The 18,711-nt window shown below is 72.6% G+C and carries 21 protein-coding genes; 14 read left to right on the forward strand and 7 right to left on the reverse strand.

The window, feature by feature from the left end:
- Positions 1-72: 72 nt before the first annotated feature.
- Positions 73-1,866, forward strand: coding sequence for a bifunctional metallophosphatase/5'-nucleotidase (locus ACIQIB_RS07875; protein ID WP_400757247.1), 1,794 nt, complete (start codon positions 73-75; stop codon positions 1,864-1,866).
- A 69-nt stretch (positions 1,867-1,935) separates the two neighbouring features.
- Here the strand turns inward: ACIQIB_RS07875 and ACIQIB_RS07880 are convergent, their stop codons facing one another.
- The 5 genes from ACIQIB_RS07880 to ACIQIB_RS07900 form a co-directional block, all read right to left on the reverse strand.
- Entirely contained in the window at positions 1,936-3,489 is a 1,554-nt protein-coding gene (locus ACIQIB_RS07880) for a sensor histidine kinase (RefSeq protein WP_400757248.1), read from the reverse strand.
- Positions 3,486-4,259, reverse strand: a complete 774-nt coding sequence (locus ACIQIB_RS07885; protein ID WP_363612890.1) for a response regulator transcription factor — start codon at positions 4,257-4,259, stop codon at positions 3,486-3,488. The genes ACIQIB_RS07880 and ACIQIB_RS07885 overlap by 4 nt, the downstream gene beginning before the upstream one ends.
- A 53-nt stretch (positions 4,260-4,312) precedes the next feature.
- Entirely contained in the window at positions 4,313-5,563 is a 1,251-nt protein-coding gene (locus ACIQIB_RS07890) for a S1C family serine protease (protein WP_400757249.1), read from the reverse strand.
- Between the two features lie 125 nt (positions 5,564-5,688).
- On the reverse strand, positions 5,689-6,750 hold the full coding sequence (locus ACIQIB_RS07895) for a LacI family DNA-binding transcriptional regulator (RefSeq protein ID WP_363612894.1): 1,062 nt from the start codon (positions 6,748-6,750) through the stop codon (positions 5,689-5,691).
- 125 nt (positions 6,751-6,875) lie between these two features.
- On the reverse strand, positions 6,876-7,607 hold the full coding sequence (locus ACIQIB_RS07900) for a response regulator transcription factor (RefSeq protein ID WP_363612896.1): 732 nt from the start codon (positions 7,605-7,607) through the stop codon (positions 6,876-6,878).
- 678 nt (positions 7,608-8,285) lie between these two features.
- On the opposite strand from ACIQIB_RS07900, the gene ACIQIB_RS07905 reads away from it, so the two are divergent.
- The 7 genes from ACIQIB_RS07905 (at position 8,286) to ACIQIB_RS07935 (ending at position 12,992) form a co-directional block, all read left to right on the forward strand.
- Entirely contained in the window at positions 8,286-8,579 is a 294-nt protein-coding gene (locus ACIQIB_RS07905; protein ID WP_363612898.1) for a MoaD/ThiS family protein, read from the forward strand.
- A 5-nt stretch (positions 8,580-8,584) separates the two neighbouring features.
- Complete coding sequence (locus ACIQIB_RS07910) at positions 8,585-10,048, forward strand: hypothetical protein (protein WP_400757250.1); 1,464 nt, start codon at positions 8,585-8,587, stop codon at positions 10,046-10,048.
- 169 nt (positions 10,049-10,217) lie between these two features.
- On the forward strand, positions 10,218-10,934 hold the full coding sequence (locus ACIQIB_RS07915; protein WP_363612900.1) for a DUF2993 domain-containing protein: 717 nt from the start codon (positions 10,218-10,220) through the stop codon (positions 10,932-10,934).
- Positions 10,935-11,177: 243 nt separating this feature from the next.
- A complete protein-coding gene (locus ACIQIB_RS07920) occupies positions 11,178-11,258 on the forward strand; it encodes an Ms5788A family Cys-rich leader peptide (protein ID WP_350517234.1) in 81 nt (26 codons plus the stop codon).
- Between the two features lie 231 nt (positions 11,259-11,489).
- Positions 11,490-12,323 carry a sulfurtransferase gene (locus ACIQIB_RS07925; RefSeq protein ID WP_363612902.1) on the forward strand — a complete coding sequence of 278 codons (834 nt, stop codon included), beginning with the start codon at positions 11,490-11,492 and terminating at the stop codon, positions 12,321-12,323.
- A gap of 40 nt (positions 12,324-12,363) precedes the next feature.
- Entirely contained in the window at positions 12,364-12,654 is a 291-nt protein-coding gene (locus ACIQIB_RS07930; protein ID WP_363612904.1) for a DUF1416 domain-containing protein, read from the forward strand.
- Positions 12,655-12,719: 65 nt separating this feature from the next.
- Positions 12,720-12,992: a DUF3099 domain-containing protein gene (locus ACIQIB_RS07935; RefSeq protein WP_363612906.1), complete on the forward strand. Its 273-nt coding sequence runs from the start codon at positions 12,720-12,722 to the stop codon at positions 12,990-12,992.
- Here ACIQIB_RS07935 and ACIQIB_RS07940 read toward each other — a convergent pair.
- Positions 12,986-13,369 (reverse strand): DsrE family protein, encoded by a 384-nt coding sequence (locus ACIQIB_RS07940; RefSeq protein ID WP_363612908.1) that lies wholly within the window; start codon positions 13,367-13,369, stop codon positions 12,986-12,988. The two genes, ACIQIB_RS07935 and ACIQIB_RS07940, sit on opposite strands and share 7 nt — an antisense overlap.
- 285 nt (positions 13,370-13,654) lie before the next feature.
- Between ACIQIB_RS07940 and ACIQIB_RS07945 the strand changes: the two genes are divergently transcribed.
- The 3 genes from ACIQIB_RS07945 to ACIQIB_RS07955 all read left to right on the forward strand — a co-directional run bounded on the left by ACIQIB_RS07945 (position 13,655) and on the right by ACIQIB_RS07955 (position 15,786).
- Complete coding sequence (locus ACIQIB_RS07945) at positions 13,655-14,257, forward strand: FABP family protein (RefSeq protein ID WP_363612910.1); 603 nt, start codon at positions 13,655-13,657, stop codon at positions 14,255-14,257.
- A 91-nt stretch (positions 14,258-14,348) separates the two neighbouring features.
- Positions 14,349-14,813, forward strand: coding sequence for a Fur family transcriptional regulator (locus ACIQIB_RS07950; RefSeq protein ID WP_400757252.1), 465 nt, complete (start codon positions 14,349-14,351; stop codon positions 14,811-14,813).
- 10 nt (positions 14,814-14,823) lie between these two features.
- A complete protein-coding gene (locus tag ACIQIB_RS07955; RefSeq protein WP_363612914.1) occupies positions 14,824-15,786 on the forward strand; it encodes a folate-binding protein in 963 nt (320 codons plus the stop codon).
- Positions 15,787-15,809: 23 nt separating this feature from the next.
- Here ACIQIB_RS07955 and dtd read toward each other — a convergent pair whose 3' ends face one another.
- Complete coding sequence (dtd, locus tag ACIQIB_RS07960; protein WP_400653673.1) at positions 15,810-16,250, reverse strand: D-aminoacyl-tRNA deacylase; 441 nt, start codon at positions 16,248-16,250, stop codon at positions 15,810-15,812.
- A gap of 459 nt (positions 16,251-16,709) precedes the next feature.
- Here dtd and ACIQIB_RS07965 point away from each other — a divergent pair, with 459 nt between their 5' ends.
- From ACIQIB_RS07965 to ACIQIB_RS07975, 3 genes are all read left to right on the forward strand, one after another.
- Complete coding sequence (locus ACIQIB_RS07965; protein WP_400757254.1) at positions 16,710-17,300, forward strand: ABC transporter substrate-binding protein; 591 nt, start codon at positions 16,710-16,712, stop codon at positions 17,298-17,300.
- A 75-nt stretch (positions 17,301-17,375) separates the two neighbouring features.
- Entirely contained in the window at positions 17,376-18,335 is a 960-nt protein-coding gene (locus tag ACIQIB_RS07970; RefSeq protein ID WP_400757256.1) for an asparaginase, read from the forward strand.
- Between the two features lie 140 nt (positions 18,336-18,475).
- Positions 18,476-18,691 (forward strand): dodecin, encoded by a 216-nt coding sequence (locus ACIQIB_RS07975; RefSeq protein ID WP_363612922.1) that lies wholly within the window; start codon positions 18,476-18,478, stop codon positions 18,689-18,691.
- Positions 18,692-18,711: the final 20 nt, after the last annotated feature.

The following is an 18,711-nucleotide window of genomic DNA, read 5'->3' on the forward strand; positions in this document are numbered from 1 at the left end:
TCGCGCAACGACATCTTCGCCCACCCGGACCTGTCCACAGCTGGGCGCTCTCTCAAGGTGCAGGGGACCCTCATGCTCACCGTCAGATCCCGACGCGCGGCGCTCGCCGTCGCGGCCGCCGCCGGCCTGCTCGGCACGGTGGTCGTGCCGACCGCCGCCCAGGCCGCGGACGCCAAGCGTCAGAAGACCGTCAACCTCCAGGTGCTGGCGATCAACGACTTCCACGGCAACCTGGAGCCCCCGGCCGGTTCGTCCGGCACCATCCAGGAGATCGACCCGGCGACCGGCCGGCCGGTCAGCACCCCGGCCGGTGGCATCGAGTACCTGGCCACCGCGCTGCGCCAGGCCCGGATCCCCGCCGACGACTCGATCACCGTCGCCGCCGGTGACATCGTCGGTGCCAGCCCGCTGACCTCGGCGCTCTTCCACGACGAGCCGACCATCGAGGCGATGGACAAGCTCGGCCTGGACGTCACCGCGGTCGGCAACCACGAGTTCGACGAGGGCGCCAAGGAGCTGCTGCGCCTTCAGAACGGCGGCTGCCACCCGGTCGACGGCTGCTACGAGAAGGGCCGCAAGTTCAAGGGCGCCAACTTCAACTACCTGGCCGCCAACGTCACCGACGAGAAGACCGGCAAGCCGGTCCTGGCCCCGTACTGGGTGACCAAGTCGCAGGGCGTGAAGATCGGCTTCATCGGCGCGACCCTGGAGGGCACGCCGAACATCGTGACCGCCGAGGGCGTCAAGGGCCTGAAGTTCGGCAACGAGGTCGCCACGATCAACAAGTACGCCGCCGAGCTGAAGAAGCAGGGCGTCAACTCGATCGTCGCGCTGATCCACGAGGGCGGCCTGCCGGCCAGCAGCACCTACAACTACGACTGCGGCACCGCCGGTCAGGGCATCTCCGGCCCGATAGTCGACATCGCCAAGAACCTGGACCCGGCGATCGGCGCCATCGTCACCGGCCACACCCACAACGCGTACGCCTGCACCATCCCCGACCCGCAGGGCGTTCCGCGTTCGGTGACCAGTGCCGCCTCCTTCGGCCGGCTCTACACCGAGATCGACCTGAAGCTCGACAAGACCACGGGCACCATCGTCCGTCCGTCGGTCAAGGCCGAGAACCACATCGTGCGCCGCACGGTCGAGAAGGCCCCGGACATGACGGCGCTGATCTCGCGCTACTCCAAGCTGGCCGCGCCGATCGCCGACCGCCCGGTCGGCTACATCGCCTCGGACATCAACGGCCGCGGCAACAGCGACCCGGAGAAGCCGCTGGGCGACCTGATCGCCGACGCGCAGCAGGAGGGTCTGGCCCCCGCCGACAAGGGCGGTGCGCAGATCGCCTTCATGAACCCCGGTGGCATCCGCTCCGACCTGGTCTACAAGGCCAGCGGCGCCGAGGGCGACGGGGTGGTGACCTACGGCGAGGCGTTCACCGTCCAGCCGTTCACCAACATGATGCAGGTCAAGACGCTGACCGGCGCCCAGCTGCTCCAGCTGCTCCAGCAGCAGGTGAGCGGCGGCAACGAGGCCTCGCCGAAGATCCTGCAGCCGTCCAGGGGCCTGGCCTACACCCTGGACATGCGCAAGAAGGGTGCGGACCGGGTGCTGGTCGACTCGGTCCGGCTGAACGGCGCGCCGATCGACCCGGCCGCCTCCTACCGGGTCGCGGCCAATGAGTTCCTGGCCGGCGGCGGCGACGGCTTCCCGGCCTTCGCGGCCGGCACCGACAAGCTGGTCGGCGCCTCGGACCTGGACGTCTTCGCCGCCTACCTCGGCGCCCACAGCTCGGCCGCCGCGCCGCTGCAGGCCCCGGCACAGGACCGCATCAAGGTCATCGGCCCGGGCGGCGGCATCGGCTGACCGAGAGCCGGAAAGGGCGGGCGGGGCGCTGTCGGGGCGCCCCGCCCGCCCTTTCGCCGTCCGCGGGCGTTACTCGGGAGCCGGGCCGCCCGGCAGCCGTACGGTCGCGAGCGCGCCCGGGCCACCGTCCCCGGCCGGGCCGAGCGACACCTCGCCACCGGCCTCGCGGACGCTCTGCGCGACGATCGACAGCCCGAGGCCGGAGCCGGGGAGCTGCCGGGAGGAGGGCGAGCGCCAGAACCGGTCGAAGACGTACTGCAGCTCGTCCGGCGGGATGCCGGGGCCGTGGTCGCGGACGGTCAGCACGCCCTGGTGGAGCCGTACTTCGACGGTGCCGCCGGGCGGGCTGTACTTGACGGCGTTGTCCAGCAGGTTGATCACCGCGCGTTCGAGGGCGGCGGCGTCGCCGTGGACGAACCAGGGCTCGGTGTCGGTCTCGAAGACCAGTCCCGGCCCGCGCAACTTGGCGCGCTCGACCGCTCGTTGAGCTATCTCGTGCAGCGCGACGACGGTGAGGTTCCGGATCGGTTTGGGGGAGTCGGGACGGGAGAGCTGGAGCAGGTCGCCGATCAGGACGGTGAGCTCCTGCATCTGTGCCTTCATGTTGCCGAGCAGCTTGGTCCTGGTGGCGGCGGGGAGCGGACGGCCGGTGTCGTCACTGCGGATGAGGAGATCGACGTTGGTCCGGAGCGAGGTGAGCGGGGTGCGGAGCTCGTGCCCGGCGTCGGCGATCAGCCGGGTCTGGCGGTCGCGGGAGTTGGCGAGGGCGGTGCTCATGGAGTTGAACGAGGTGGAGAGACGGGCGATCTCGTCGCTGCCGCGAACCGGGATGGTGGCTCCGACCTCCTCGGTGCGGGCGATGTGCTCGACGACGTCGGTGAGGTGGTCCACGGGCCTGAGCGCGGAGCGGGCGACCAGGCGGCCGGCCGCTCCGGCGAGGATGACGCCGCCGAGGGCCACGCCGCCGAGGATGAGGGCGAGTTGGTTGAGGGACTTCTCGACCGCGTCGGTCGGAGTCGCGGTCAGGAGGACGAACCTGTTGCCCGCGTCGTCGTGGACGCCGTTCAGCCGAACCCTGGCGGGAGTGCCGTCGACGTAGCGGCCGTCACGGTAGGTGTACTTGCCCTGGGAGATGGCAAGCAGGTCGGAGGCCTTGACCTCGACGCCCTTCGGGGGCGAGACATCCGGAATGCAGATCTGCCCGTTCGGACTGTAGAGCTCGGTGGTGAACTGACCGGCCCCTCCCGCTGATCCGCCGCCGATCATATCGGGACGAATCTCCCTGGCCTTCGCCTTGGCGGCGGTTTCGGCCGCGGCCTCGGCCTTCGCGACCGAGGTGCTGCAGAATCCCAGACTGTAGGTGCGCCGGATCGGGTCGACCAGCTCAAGGGGTGGCACTTTGGCGCGGGACAGGTTCTCCTGCACCTGGTCGTAGAGCTTCTGCTCCACGATGAACCAGCAGGCCAGCGCCGAGAGGGCGATGGCGACCGCCACCGCCGCCGCCGTCAGGAAGGTCAGCCGGCTGCGCAGCGACTGGGCGCGGTACCAGCGGAGGAGGCGTTGGCGGCGGGGGATCCGGGGCGGCGCCGACGGCGGGGGCGGGAGGGGGGCCGTGCTGCTCACGCGCCGGTGCCGGCGGCCGGGCGCAGGGCGTAGCCGACGCCGCGTACGGTCTGGATGAGGCGGGGCATGCCGCCCTGCTCGGTCTTGCGGCGCAGGTACATCACGTAGACGTCCAGGGAGTTGGAGGAGGGCTCGAAGTCGAAGCCCCAGACGGCCTTGAGGATCTGTTCGCGGGTGAGGACCTGGCGGGGGTGCGAGAGGAACATCTCCAGCAGCATGAACTCGGTCCGGGTCAGCTCGACCGGCTTGCCGGCCCGGGTCACCTCCCGGGTGGCGGTGTTCATGCGCAGGTCCCCGAAGGCCATGACCTCGTTGTCCTCCTCGACGGCCGCGGCCCGGGCGGCGGCCTCGGTGGCGAGGGCGTTGCGCCGCAGCAGGGCGCGGACCCGGGCGAGCAGTTCGTCGAGCTCGAAGGGCTTGGCGAGGTAGTCGTCCGCGCCGACGTCGAGGCCGGTGACCCGGTCGCCGACGGCGTCCCGGGCGGTGAGCATCAGCACCGGGACGCTGTCGCCGCGGGAGCGCATCCGGCGGACGGCGGTGAGGCCGTCCATCCGGGGCATCATGATGTCCAGCAGGACGAGGTCGGGCTTCTCGCGTTCGACGGACTCCAGTGCCTCGTAGCCGTCGGTGGCGGTGGCGACCTCGTAGCCCTCGAAGGCGAGGCTGCTCTCCAGGGCGTCCCGGAGGGCGGGTTCGTCGTCGACCACGAGGAGCCGGGCGGTGGTGGGCCCGGACTCGGCGGGGGTGCGGTCGTCGGCGGACGGGGTCATGGGCGGTTGCCCTTTCTCGTGGTCGGAGGGCCGGGATTACTGCAATTGTCCGTCTAGATGTTCTGGCCGGCCTGCAGTTTCGGGAGTACCTGCTTGATGTCGTTGATCGGGATGGCGAAGCCGAGGCCGACGCTGCCGGCGCTGCTGCCACCGGCGGTGGAGTTGGAGCCGTTGGCCGAGTACATCGCCGAGTTGATGCCGATGACCTGTCCGCTCGCGTTGATCAGCGGCCCGCCGGAGTTGCCGGGGTTGAGCGCGGCGTCGGTCTGGAAGGCCTTGTAGGTGGTGGTGTCGCCGCTGCTCTGCGGGGTGCCGCCGCGCAGGCCGGGCAGGTTGGGGAAGCCGAAGCCGCCGTTGCCGCTGGTGCTGCTCTCGTCGACCTGGACGGTGACCTCGCGGTTCTCGGCGCTGATGATGCCCGAGGTGACGGTGCCGGTGAGGCCCTCGGGGTTGCCGATGGCGACGACCGGGTCGCCGACCGAGACGGCGGAGGAGTCGCCGAGGACGGCGGGGGCGAGGTTCCTGGCGCCGCTCGCGGTGATCACGGCGACGTCCAGGGCCTTGTCGGTGCCGGTGACGGTGGCCTGGGTGGTGGAGCCGTCCTTGAAGGTGACGGTGAGCCGGCCGCCGTCGACCGCGCCGGAGATCACGTGGTAGTTGGTGAGGATCTGGCCGTCCTTGTTGAGGACCACGCCGGTGCCGGTGGCGGTGCCGCTCGCGCCCTGCACGGTGATCTGGACGACGCTCGGTGCGACGGCGGTCGCGACGGCGGCGACGTCGGCGCTGCCGTCCGAGCGGGCGGAGACCGGGCTGGCGATGGTGGTGGTGCGGGTGCCGGAACCGTGCTCGTCGGCGGCGACGACGCCGCCGGTGACCCCGCCGAGGACGGCGGCGACCGCCGCGACGGCGGTGACCAGGGCGACCCGGCCGCGCAGCAGTCCGCGCCTGCCCCGGCCGCCGTGGCCGCCGGGGGTGCCCGGTCCGCCGGCGGCGGGCGGGGCCGGCGGCACGGGGGGCGCCGCGGGCGGGGGAGGCGGCGGGCTGTCGAAGCCGCCGCGGGAGTGGTCCTCGCGGTAGCCGTGGCCGGCGGTGCTCTCGGCGACGGTGCTCCCGAGGACGGTGCCCGGGATGATCCGGTTCTCGTGCGGAGCCGGGTGGGCGGCGTAGGCGCCTTGGGCGGTGTCCGTGCCGTACGGCTCGTGGGGCTGGGAGGGCCGGGCCGGGTCGTACGTGCCGTAGGGGTCGTACCGGTCGTCCTGCCCGCGCTGTCCGTACTGCTCGCTGCCGTGCTGCTGATCGCTCATGTCGACCAACGTCCGCCCGCTGGATGAGGATCGGATGAGAGCGGGCTCAGAAGGGCCCGAGAAGCCCGTTGACTTCTCATAAAGCCTGGTCAGGCGGTAGATGGCGGATGCCGGGCCGGATCGCGCTATTCCGCTTCGGCGGTGGCGCCCGGGGCCGTTCCGCCGCAGCCGCAGGAACGGCGGATGACCAGGCGGGACGGGAACTTCCGGACCCGTTCGGTGTCCGAGCCCGGCACCATCAGCGAGTCGTCGAGCACCAGGTCCACGGCGGCCCGGGCCATCGCGTCGCGGTCGGAGGCGACGGTGGTCAGCGGCGGGTCGGCGAGGGCGGCCTCGGGCACGTCGTCGAAGCCGGCCACCGCGAGGTCCTCCGGCACCCGCAGGCCGAGTTCGCGGGCGGCCCGTAGCACGCCGATCGCCTGGTCGTCGGTGGAGCAGAAGATCGCGGGCGGGCGGTCGGCCGAGCGCAGCAGCCCCAGCGCGACGTCATAGGCGCCGTAGCGGTGGAAGGGCGCGTCGATCAGGTGCGGCTCGGTGGGCAGGCCGTGGGCGTCCATGGCGCGCTGCCAGCCCTCGACGTGGTCGATGACCGGGTCACCGGGGGCCGGGGATTCGACCGGGCCGCCGAAGCAGGCCACGTACGGGTGTCCGTGTACCTCCAGCAGGTGGCGGACGATGGCCTCGGCGCCGCCCACGTCGTCGGTGACCACCGCGACATCGTCGATCGCCTCGGGACGGCGGTGCAGCAGCACCACCTTCGCCCCCTCCATCGCGGCGAACTCCTCGGCGGCCCGCTGCGAGGGTCCCTGGCTGACCAGGATCAGGCCGGAGACCCGCATACCGAGGAAGGCGCGGACGTAGTGGACCTCGCGGTCGTCCACGTAGTCGGAGTTGCCGATCAGCACGAGCTTGCCGCGCTCGGAGGCGGCGCGTTCCACCGCGTGCGCCATCTCGGCGAAGAACGGCTGGCGGGCGTCGGGGACGACCATGCCGATCAGGTTGGTACGGCGGGAGGCCATCGCCTGGGCGACGCTGTTCGGCCGGTAGCCGAGCTGCTCGATCGCGGCGAGGACCTTCTCCTTGGTCGCGGGCGCGACCGGGCGCGGCCCGTTGTTGATGACGTAGCTGACGACCGCGGTCGAGGTACCAGCCAGTCGGGCTACATCGTCGCGCGTCACTTTGGCCACGGAGGGGAGTCTACGCGTGTGGTGTCCGCCCGGGCAGTGCCACCTGGGGCTATCGGCGGGCGGGGTGCGGACGCGGCGGGGCGAATACGGACAAGCCGGGCGAGAAGCCTCGCCCGGCCGACCGGTCAGGCCTCCAGCGGCGCCGAGGAGCGCTGCGAGAGGTCCGGGCGCTCGCCCTTGTCGGGCTTCTCCGGTACGACGAAGCGGTAGCCGACGTTGCGTACGGTGCCGATCAGCTGCTCGTGCTCGACGCCCAGCTTGGCGCGCAGCCGCCGGACGTGGACGTCGACCGTCCGGGTGCCGCCGAAGTAGTCGTAGCCCCAGACCTCCTGCAGCAGCTGGGCCCGGGTGAAGACCCGGCCGGGGTGCTGCGCGAGGTACTTGATCAGCTCGAACTCCTTGAAGGTGAGGTCGAGTGCCCGGCCCTTGAGCTTGGCGGAGTAGGTGGCCTCGTCGACCGTGAGGTCGCCGGTGCGGATCTCCATCGGGCTGTCCTCGGTGGCCACGTTGAGCCGGCCCAGGGCGAGCCGCAGCCGGGCCTCGACCTCGGCGGGGCCGGCGGTGTCCAGCAGGACGTCGTCGATGCCCCACTCGGCGGTGACGGCGGCCAGGCCGCCCTCGGTGACGACCAGGATCAGCGGACAGCCGATGCCGGTCGAGCGCAGCAGCTGGCAGAGGCTGCGGATCTGCGGCAGGTCGCGCCGGCCGTCGACCAGGATGACGTCGGCGCCGGGCGTGGTCACCAGGGCGGAACCCTCGGCTGGCGCCACGCGGACGTTGTGGAGCAGCAGGCCGAGGGCCGGCAGCACCTCCGCGGACGGTTGCAGCGCATTGGTGAGGAGGAGGAGAGAACTCATACCCGGTAGTCCCCTTTCCGGGTCGTCGCGGTCGCGTCACGGCTGCCGCCACAGCCGGATGGCGCTCGTGCTGAGGAGGGGGTGGGGGCGGGCGCCCGGCAGGGACCGGAGGGTTTGCCGGCGTGCGCGGCGGAGCGGGGCGTACGACAGAGGTCCCGCAACCCCTGCTGCACCGTTTCTGCCCTGCTCATCCCGCGAACCTTCCGGTCTGTCCCCGTGTCGGGCGGCGGCCCGGCGTCGGGTTTCCGACACCCCGGCCGGCCCGGGCACGTCGTTGTGCCTCGAATGGCGGGGCGGTTCCTGCTCCGCGCCGGGGGTGGGCCGACGATTCGCACGAACGTCCGTACTGGCGTCCTGAAAGCACAAAAGGATCCGGGGGCGACTCTGCCCGGATCCCTCAGGGATCGAGGATAGCCGACCCGGTCCCGCGTCGGGAGGGTCGGAAAGCGGCGCTCCGGCTGTTCCGGGCGCGCTCCGGGTGTGCCCGGCCACCGTGCGAGCGGGCCGTCGGCGCTCGCCGGGCCAGGGCGATTGCCGGTCGCGGCGGCGGACACGCCATCATGGGACGCGCATCGACGGCACCGTGCGCGTACCTCTTTCGGGTGGTGGCGCGGCCGCCCCGGTGTGGACCCGGACCGGGGTACCGGGACGGGGCGAGGACGACGAGAAGGGGTTGCCATGGGCGCGACCACCGAGCCCGCGAGCGCCGCTCGGGTGCGCGGGACGATCCGCTACTGGGCGGCGGCGAAGTCCGAGGCCGGGCTGGCCGAGGAGCCGTACGAGGCGGCGACCCTGGCGGAGGCGCTGACGGCGGCCCGGCGGCGGCACGCCGACCGGCCGAAGCTCGTCCAGTTGCTCGGGCACTGCTCCTATCTGGTCGACGGCTCGCCCGTCGGTGGCCGTGACCACGCGACCGTCGCCCTCACCGAGGGCGGGACGGTCGAGGTGCTCCCGCCGTTCGCGGGAGGGTGAGCGGCGTGACCGACATGAGCGACGCGAACGAAGGCCGCGGCAGACGTCGGCGGCGGCCCGGCGGCCCGCAGGACGCCCAAGCGGGCGGCCTGCCGTACCCGCAGGCGCAGCACCCGTACGCCCCCCAGCAGGGGTACGCGCCGGAGCCGTACTCGCAGCAGGGGCGTGAGGCGCAGCCGTACGCCCCCGGCACGGGCCACGCGCCTGGCTACCCGCAACCGGGCGCGCCCGGGGGGCAGGCTCCGTACGGCGGTTACCCGGCGTACGAGCAGTACGGTCAGCAGCCGCACGGTCAGCAGGAGTACGGGCAGCAGTACGGCCAGCCGCAGCACGGAGAACCACAGCCCGGACAACCACAGCCCGGACAAGCGCAGTACGGCCGGCCGCAGTACGCGCAGCCGCCCGTCGGCGACGCGGCGACGACCCTGCTGCCGCCGGTCCCGCCGGTGGACGACGCGCCGACGGCGCTGATCCCGCCGGTGCCGCCCCTCGACGACGCGCCGACGGCGCTGATCCCGCCGGTGACCGCGGCGGCCCCGGGGCCTGCCCCGGGGCCGGCCCCGGTGCCCCCGCCGGCCCCGGTGCCGGTCTTCGACCCGCCGACCATGACGCTCAAGCTCCCGAAGGCCCCCGCACCTCCGGGCGCCTTCGCGGGTCAGCCCCCGGCCGGCCGGCCGGCCGCCGGGCCGCGTCACGGGGTCCCGGCGCAGTCCGTTCCCGCCCCTGCCCCCGCTTCCGCACCCGCCGCGCCCGGCGCCCGGACCGGCTCGCCGATCATCGACCCGGGTCTGCAGCCCGCGCTGATCACCGCCGGCGCGGCCGCGCTGCTGGCCGCCGGAGCGGCGCTCGGGCAGGTGGCGCTGGCCCTGGTGGTCGCGCTGCTCCAGGCGCTGACCGCGGCCGGCTGGTTCCGGCTGAACGGCATGTGGCCGGCCCGTCAGGGCATCGCCCTCGCCGCGCTGGCCGGCTTCACCGCGGACGCGGCGGTGCTGCTGGCGGACTCCGACGGCGGCGCGGCGGCCGTGGTCGGCGCCCTCGGCGGGTTCTTCCTGCTGGTCCTGGTCCTTCAGACGTTCCGGCCCTCGGACCCGAAGGAGCGGTTCTACGCGCTCACCGTGCTCGGCTCGGCCACCGTGGTGACCGTGCTCTGCACCGCGCTGCTGCTGGCCGACTGGGTGCCGGCGGCGGTCGGCGCGGTCGCGCTGGCCACCGTGCTGGCGGCGGCGCCGCTGCCCGGTCCGAAGCGGCTGGGCCCGGTGCTCGGTGTGCTGGCGGCGGTGCTGCTGGGCCTGGTGGTGGGCGCGCCGCTCGCGCTGGGCGCCCTGGCCGGCCTCGGCGCGCTGATCGGCCGCCGGGTGGCGGGGTACGACTTCCCGTCCCGGTTCGTGCACATGACGGCGGGTGTGGCGTTGCCGCTGGCGGTGGCCTCGCCGTTGATCTGGATCGCCACCCGGCTGCTGGCCGGCTGACATCCGCTGGCAGCCGTACGACGTCCCGCGCCGGAACCATGCTCCGGGGCGGGACGTCGTACGGTCGTACGAGGGCGGTCGCATCGGAGCGGCCGGCGGACACCGGACCGGAACGACGAGCAGCGGCGACGAGAACGACGACGGCGACAGGCCACGACGGGGGAGAGCGATGCGCGGTTGGCTGAAGGCGACGATCGGCCTGGTGGTGCTCTCCGGCCTGCTGGTGGGCGCCGACCGGATCGCGGTCGGGGTGGCCGAGGACGAGGCCGCCGACCAGATGGTGAAGAGCGGCCGGATGAGCCAGCGCCCGGACGTCTCGATCGCGGGCTTCCCCTTCCTGACCCAGGTGCTGTCGATGAAGCTGGACGACGTCCGGGTCTCCGCCGAGGGGCTGACCGTCGGGGACGGCGGCCACCAGGTGGCGCTGCACTCGTTCAAGGCCGAGCTGTCCGGCGTCGCGGTGAGCAGCAGTCTCTCCAGCGCGACGGTGGACAACGGCACCGGCAGCGGCCTGATCACTTATGCGGACCTGGCCCAGCTGCTGCCGCCGGCGGCCCAGATGGTGCCGAACGCGGCCCGGCTCTCGGGGGGCTCCAGCACCCGGCTGAACCTCTCCTACGGCGGGCCGGGCAAGATCAAGGCCTCGCTGGGCCCGCTCCCGATCGGCGAAGGCTCCTTGCACAGCCAGGGCAACACGGTGACGGTGGACGGCTTCCAGCTCAGTGGTGTGGCCGGAGCGGTGGCCGGTCTCACCAACCAGAAGATCGAGCCGGTGAGTTTCACCCTCGACGCGATGCCGGCCGGGCTGCACCTGGCCGGCGTGTCGCCGCAGGAGGAGGGCGTCCGGCTGACCTTCGACGGCAAGGGCGTCAAGGTCATCGGCTGACCCCTCCCGCCGCCGGCCCCTCCTCCGGCCCTCCCGCGGTCTCCGCACCGTTCCGCTCCGCGAGACGCGCTGTCCATCGTCGGCCGCGGAGCGGCGTCGTTCCCGCCCGGTGAGGGGCCCGGCACGGCCGGTGGCCGGTTCCCACCGGCCGTGAAATCCTCAAATCTCAACATTCGAAGCATCTGGTCTCACCATTCGATACGCTGATGACAGCAGGTGTCCGATGTCCCTAGCATCGTCCGCATGAAGCGACAGACGGACCTCACGAAGCGGCGGGCGGTAGACCTGTGCCGCGTGGCCGCCTGTCTGTGTCGAATGCGCTAACTCGGCGTCCTGGCAGGGCAGTTGCCGCCCGCCGCCGATTCCCCCGGTGACCTGGCCCGGTATGTGTGGCCGATCGTCGCCCCTGCACTCCGCAGACCAGCGCCCGGCCGTACCGGACACCTCTCCCCGTCCCAGTATTCGGACGGAAATTCGGACCGCCGCCACCGGGCAGCCCGCAGCATCCTGATAGCAGCACCTTCCGCCAACCGCCCCCGGATGGAGAACATCACCATGAGCCGCAGCGACGTCCTGGTCGACGCCGACTGGGTCCAGGCCCACCTGGACGACCCGAAGGTCGTGATCGTCGAGGTCGACGAGGACACCTCCGCGTACGAGAAGAACCACATCCGCAACGCCGTCCGGATCGACTGGCAGAAGGACCTGCAGGACCCGGTCCGCCGCGACTTCATCGACCAGGCCGGCTTCGAGGCGCTGCTCAGCGCCAAGGGCATCGCCAACGACGACACCGTCGTCCTGTACGGCGGCAACAACAACTGGTTCGCCTCGTACGCCTACTGGTACTTCAAGCTGTACGGCCACGGTGACGTCCGCCTGCTGGACGGCGGCCGCAAGAAGTGGGAGCTGGACTCCCGCGACCTGGTCGCCGAGGTGCCGGAGCGCGCCGCCACCGAGTACCGGGCGCAGGCCGCCGACTCCTCGATCCGCGCCTTCCGCGACGAGGTCATCGAGGCCATCGGCAACCTCAACCTGGTCGACGTCCGCTCGCCCGACGAGTTCTCCGGCAAGCTGCTCGCCCCGGCCCACCTCCCGCAGGAGCAGTCGCAGCGTCCCGGCCACGTGCCGACCGCCAGCAACATCCCGTGGGCGAAGAACGCCAACGACGACGGCACCTTCAAGAGCGACGACGAGCTCAAGGCGCTGTACGAGGCCGCGGGCGTCGACCTGGCGGTCGACACCATCGCCTACTGCCGGATCGGCGAGCGCTCCGCGCTCACCTGGTTCGTGCTGCACGAGCTGCTCGGCCAGGAGAACGTGAAGAACTACGACGGCTCCTGGACCGAGTACGGCAGCCTGGTCGGCGTGCCGATCGAGCTCGGTAACTGAGCCACCGGCTCCACGCGTAAGTCAGAAGGGAAGACCCAACATGTGCGGTGCGAAGGCCGGCGGCCCGGACCTGGCAGGAGTTGACGTGGCTAACGAGACGATCATCCAGGGTTCCGTGACCCGCGACGGCGAGCCGGTCAACGGCTACGTCCGGCTGCTCGACGAGGGCGGCGAGTTCACGGCTGAGGTGCCCACCTCGGCGACCGGCCAGTTCCGGTTCTTCGCCCGCCCGGGCAAGTGGACGCTGCGCGCGCTCGTCCCGGGCCAGACCGTGGACCGCCAGGTGGTCGCCGCCCAGGGCGTCCCGGTCGAGGTCGCGATCGCGGTCTGATCCGGCCGCGGAAAGACGGTGAGGGCCCCTGCTCCGGCAGGGGCCCTCGGCCGTACCGTGGAAGTGTGCAGGCACGCCGGCGGCATCGCTACTACTTCGCCATGATGGGCGTCTGCCTCGGGCTGTTCGTCCTGGCCTGGGGCCTGGTGCGGTTCTGGTCCGTCCCGGCCGCGATCGGTATGTGCGTCTTCGCGATGGTCATCCCACCGGCCGCCGCGGTCTTCGCCAACAAGCGGGACCCGGAGGACGACTGGTGGAACGACCCGCGCTGGGACGACCCGAAGTGGGACGACCCCGGCCACGACCGGGACCGCCCCGACCACGAGGAACGTCAGTAGACGAGCGCCTGCACGCCGTCGGCCATGATCTCGCTGACGAAGACCTGCGCGCCCGCGATCCGGACACCCTCGACGGTGTCCTTCTGCTCGATCCCGCGCCGCACCGCGCACTGGGTGCACAGGGTGACCGTGCCGGCCGCCAGGACCGACTCCAGCAGGTCCGGCAGCGGCGCCGCGTGCGGCAGCTCGAACTCGGCCGCCCGCCCGGGCAGGGCGAACCAGGAGGACTCCCCGGTGAGCCAGAGCGAGACCTCGATCCCGCTGGCGACGGCCACCGCGGCCACCGTGAAGGCCTGCGAACAGCGCTCCGGCGCGTCCGCCCCGGCGGTGACCTTGATGACGAGCTTCTTCTGGCCCGGCTTCGTGTTCGACGACATGCCGACACCCTAGGGTGTCGGCGAAATTCCGACGGGGTGGGGCTCACCGAGACCCGTCGACGACCGGCGGATAGAGTGAGCGGCAGCAAAATCCACCACACTGTCGCCGCCCTGGGAGCCCCCCGTGTCCGGTCTGGAAATCTTCTTCGACGGTCTGCTGGCCCTCATGGCCGTGCTGATCACCTGGTTCGCCATCTTCTCGGTGATGAAGCTGTACCAGGGCCAGCGCTGAGTCGACTGCCGTACGGTTGAAGCAGCCCCACACCGACGACAGCGACCAGGAACATGATCGAGATCCCCTCTGACCTCCACAAGGACGTCGTCCCGCTCGCCTTCCTCCTCGGCACCTGGGAGGGCGCGGGCGTCTACGCGCCGCTGCCCGGTGAAGAGGGCGCCGGCACCGAGAAGTGCAACTTCGGCCAGGAGATCGTCATCCGGCACGACGGCCGGCCCTTCCTGGAGTTCCGTTCCCGCACCTGGGTGCTGGACAACGAGGGCGAGAAGGTCCGCCCCCTGGAGAACGAGCACGCGTTCTGGCGCATCACCAGCAACCAGCACGGCACCGGCGGTGCCCGCGGGATCGAGATCTCCTCCGTCCGTGACGACGGCACCGTGGAGATCTGGTACGGCGAGCTGGCCGACGGCAAGCCCCAGATCGACGTCTCCACCGACGCGGTGGCCCGGATCGAGGGCTCGGCGCCGTACTCCGGCGGCAAGCGTCTGTACGGCTTCGTCAACGAGGAGCTGCTCTGGGTCGGCGAGAAGGCCGCGCCCGAGGTGCCGCTGCGCCCGTACATGTCGGCGCAGCTGAAGAAGGTGCTCAGCCCGGCCCAGCTGGTCAAGGACATCAACGACCTGCCGGACGACGGCATCGCGTTCTTCCGCTGAGCACGACTCGTCAGCGCTTGAGGTAGGGACCGGCCGCGGGCCGGTCCCTACACTTGCATCAGGACTCCCCGACCTTGGCAGGGACAGCACCGTGGCGGACACCGGAACCACCGACTGGCAGCTCTCCGGCGACTGGAAGGCCGACCTGCGCGAGCGCGGCTACCGCCTCACGCCCCAGCGGCAGCTCGTCCTGGAGGCGGTCGACGTGCTCGACCACGCCACCCCGGACGACATCCTCTGCCATGTCCGGCAGACCGCCAGCGGTGTCAACATCTCCACCGTCTACCGCACCCTGGACCTGTTGGAGGAGCTGGGCCTGGTCTCGCACGCGCACCTCGGCCACGGCGCCCCCACCTACCACCTGGCCGGCCGGCACCACCATCTGCACCTGGTCTGCCGGGACTGCCAGAAGGTCACCGAGACCGGGACCGAGATCGCCCAGCCGCTGATCGACAGCCTGCGCGCCCAGCACGGCTTCGACACCGATCTCAAGCACTTCGCCATCTTCGGCCGCTGCGCCGACTGCGCCGCCGAGCACCGGCGGGCCCAGTCGTAAGCTGGCCGGTATGAAGAGCCCGCTGCTTGCGCTGCCCGGTGCCGTCCCCGCCGAGGGAACCGACGAGGGCGTGGCCGCCCACTACGGCGACATCTTCCGCGAGCAACGCGAGCTGGCCCGGGGCACGGGCTTCGTGGACCTCTCGCACCGGGGCGTGGTCACCGTCACCGGCGCGGACCGGCTGGCCTGGCTGCACCTGCTGCTGACCCAGCACGTCAGCGCGCTGCCCGCGCAGCAGGCCACCGAGGCGCTGGTGCTCTCCCCGAACGGGCACGTCGAGCACGCCCTCTACCTGGTCGACGACGGAACCACCACCTGGGCGCACGTCGAGCCGGGCACCCAGCGGGAGCTGGTCGGCTACCTGGAGAGCATGAAGTTCTTCTACCGGGTGGAGGTCGCCGACGCGACCGCCGACTACGCGGTGGTCCATCTGCCGGCCGGTTCCACCGCCTCCGCCGAGGGCGCCGCCGCGGTGCGCGAACTGCCGTACGGGCGGGACCTCTTCCTGCCGCGCGCCGAGCTGGAGACGCTGGTCGAGGGGTACGGACCGGCGGCCGGGATCTGGGCGTACGAGGCGCTGCGGATCGAGGGCCACCGGCCGCGGCTCGGCTTCGAGACCGACCACCGGACCATCCCGCACGAGGTGGACTGGCTGACCACCGCCGTCCATCTGCAGAAGGGCTGCTACCGGGGGCAGGAGACGGTCGCCCGGGTGCACAACCTGGGCCGGCCGCCGCGCCGGCTGGTCTTCCTGCACCTGGACGGCACCGAGGAGACGCTGCCCCCGCACGGGACGCCGGTGCATCTCGCCTCGGACCCGGACGGGCGGGCGCTGGGCTTCGTCACGTCCTCGGCGCGCCACTACGAGCTGGGGCCGATCGCGCTGGCCATCGTCAAGCGGAACGTCCCGGTGGACGCCGTCCTGCTGGCCGGGACGGTCCCGGGCACGCAGGACGTGATCGTCCCGCAGTAGCGCTCGGACCCGGGCAGCGGGGCTCAGACCTCGACGAGGACGGTGAAGGGGCCGTCGTTCACCAGCGCCACCCGCATGTCGGCGCCGAAGCGGCCGGTCTCGACCTTGGCGCCGAGCGCGCGCAGCTGGGCGACCACCTCGTCCACCAGCGGTTCGGCGACCGGGCCGGGGGCGGCGGCGTTCCAGGTGGGGCGGCGGCCCTTGCGGGCGTCCCCGTAGAGGGTGAACTGGCTGATCACCAGCAGCGGGGCGGCCAGGTCGGAACAGGACCGCTCGACCCCGTCGGAGTCGGCCTCCAGCAGCCGCAGGGTCCAGAGCTTGCGGGCCAGCTGGGCCGCCTTGGCGGGGGTGTCGTCATGGGTGACGCCGACCAGGACGCAGAGCCCGGGTCCGTCGATCGCGCCGACACTCTCGCCGGCCACCGTCACCCTGGCCTCGGTCACTCGCTGCACCACTGCTCGCATGCGGCCATTGTGCCGGAGGCGGGTGGTTCGTTTGAGGGCGCACTCCACTATGTGCACGCCGGGCAGTGTGCGCCTGCGCCACGAAGGGCGCCACTCTTGCTGCGGAAAGCCCCGGTCATATCAGCCACCCCGGTTCGCCAGGGGGCCGTTCGGGTGCACAGGCGGTGCACCGGCGCCGGGCGGGGTGGCACGCTGGTGGACCGTACAAGGGGTCCGGGGCGTCAAGGTCCGCCGCGCCGGGCCCGGTTCGGTCGGGAGGCCGGACCGCTGGGTCAGGCGTTCCGGCGGTGCCGTCCCCGAGGGGTGGCACCGGCCGGGGGCGGGAACCTTCGGGGGTGTCCGGGCGTGCTGTCCGTCGGGCGGGGAGCAACAGCCCGCCGGGGGGACGGGACCGGACCGGCGGCAGGCGACGGGGTGCCGCGAGCGGGCGGGATCGGGACGACGGCAGGTGGTTGGTTGATGGACGCGAGCAGCGCGGCGCAGCAGCGGTCCGGGCGGGTGCCCGAGGGCCCGGAGCCGGCGGCGGCGCCCGATCTGGAGCGGCTGGGCCTGGACCGGTTGCGGACCCTGCGCCGGGAGACCCTGGAGCAGGAGGCCGACCTGTCCTATCTGCGGCGGCTGCTGCACGGGCGGATGGACATCCTGCGGGCCGAGCTCGACCGGCGGCCGGACGACGGCCCGGTCCGGGAACCGGCGGCGGGCGAGGAGCCGGCCGGGGCCCTGCTGGACCGGCTGCCGGCCATCCTCACGGACGCGCCGTCCACGGTGCGCCGCTCCGCCCGGCACGTCACCTTCGGGCCGCCGCGCGGCGAGCAGTCCCAGCTGGAGGCGGACACCCTGATGGGCGATGTCCAGCTGGCCGATCTGGCCGCGCACCCGGCCGAGGAACTGCTGGCGGCGCTGGAGCGGCTGCGCGCGCACGAGCGCGAGGTGTCCGGGCGGCGGCAGCTGCTGCTGCGGACGGCGGACGGCTGCAGCGCGGAGATCACCCGCAGGTACCGTGATGGGGAAGCACGGGTCGACGACCTGCTCCTGGGTGGCCCGCTCTGACCGGGTGAGGCGCCCTGGGCGGGAGCGGTGCCCGGCTCGCCCCCGGCCCACCCTCGCCCCCGGAAGGCATCCGCCATGTCCCAGTCCGCCGCCCTGCCCGTTCTCGCCGAGGTCATCCGCTCGGGCTTCACCGAAGGGGGGCACCGCGGCTCCCTGGTGCTGCTCGCCGCCGACGGTTCGGTCGAGTTCGCGCTGGGCGACCCCGATGCGCCGGTCTTCCCGCGCTCGACCGCCAAGCCGTTCCAGGCGGTGGCCACCCTGCGGGCCGGCCTGGCGATCGGGGGCGAGTTGCTGGCACTGGCGGCTTCCAGCCACTCCGCAGAAACGTTTCACCTCGACGGCGTACGGCGGATCCTGGCCGGCGCCGGGCTGGACGAGACCGCCCTGCGGACCCCGGCGGACCTGCCGCTGGACGAGACCGAGGCCGAACTCCTCCTGCGGGCCGGCGCCGGGCGGGCACCGATCCTGATGGACTGCTCGGGCAAGCACGCCGGCTGGCTGGCCGCCTGCGTCGCCAACGGCTGGTCCACCGGGAGCTACCTCGACCCGGCGCACCCTCTCCAGCTGCTCGCCCGCGAGGCGCTGGAGGAGGCCACCGGTGAGCCGGCCGGGCACCTCGGGGTGGACGGCTGCGGCGCGCCTCTGCTGGCCGTCAGCCTGACCGGCCTGGCCCGCGGCTACCGCGGCCTCCTGCTGGCGGAGCCCGGCACTCCGGAGCGCCGGGTGGCCGACGCGATGCGCGCGCACCCCGAGTACGTGGCGGGCACCCGCCGGGCCGACACCTGGCTGATGCGGGCGGTCCCGGGCCTGCTGTCCAAGATGGGCGCCGAGGCCGTGCAGGTCGTGGCGCTGCCGGACGGCCGGGCACTCGCCTTCAAGATCGAGGACGGCGCGGAGCGGGCCCGCGGGCCGGTCCTGGCGGCCGCGCTGCGCCGGCTCGGTGTGACGACGGCGGACGACACCCTCGACCGGATCGGCGCGGCCCCGCTGCTCGGCGGCGGGGTGCCGGTGGGCCTGATCAGGGCGGCGTTCTAGGCCCGGGAGAGGGCGGGCAGAGGACGGGGAGCGGCGGGGTCCGGTCGGCTTAGACGCCTCCGGACGGCGGTCGGCGTGCGGGCGGACCCCCCTCGGTGCACGGTGGACCGGGGGCCGTCACACAGCTGAGGGAGTCCGTCATGAGCGAGCACGTGTACCGGGTGACCGAGATCGTCGGGTCCTCGACCGAGAGCGTCGACGACGCGATCCGCAAGGGCGTCGAGCGGGCGTCCCGGACGCTGCGCAACCTCGACTGGTTCGAGGTGACGCAGATCCGGGGCCACCTCGCGGACGGCCGGATCAAGCACTACCAGGTCGGTCTGAAGGTCGGTTTCCGGCTGGACGACGAGGGCTGACCGCGCCCCCGCACCGGGTG

The sequence above is a fragment of the Kitasatospora sp. NPDC092286 genome (genome assembly GCF_044755565.1).
Classification (GTDB): domain Bacteria; phylum Actinomycetota; class Actinomycetes; order Streptomycetales; family Streptomycetaceae; genus Kitasatospora.